Below are 287 nucleotides of genomic sequence, written 5' to 3'. Positions count from 1 at the left end.
TGATACGTCTCGATGAGGCGCTGCGTGTCGGCGAGAATCGCGTCCTCGCGCTCGACCACCGAATCGGGCGGCAAACCGCCGTCTTTATGCCCGACGCTCATGCTGCCGCGGCTCGCATGAAAGCGCATGCCGATCTGCTGCGCCGCGCGGATGCTGTCGTCGAGACGGCTGCCGTTCGGATAGATGTACAGATGGTCGCTCGACGTCGTGCAGCCCGACAGCAGCAACTCGGCCATCGCCGTGAGCGTCGACACCTCGATCATCTCGGGCGTGAGATTCGCCCACAC

General features: G+C 64.5%; 1 pseudogene. It reads right to left on the bottom strand.

What is annotated here, in order from left to right:
- A pseudogene (locus SB751_RS29600) lies at positions 1-287 on the bottom strand (8-oxoguanine deaminase); the annotation flags it as partial.

The sequence above is a fragment of the Cupriavidus sp. SIMBA_020 genome, assembly GCF_046535395.1.
GTDB classification, from domain to species: domain Bacteria; phylum Pseudomonadota; class Gammaproteobacteria; order Burkholderiales; family Burkholderiaceae; genus Cupriavidus; species Cupriavidus campinensis.
Note: the sequence above shows the minus strand (reverse complement) of the source record. Positions and strands in the feature narration are given on the sequence as shown.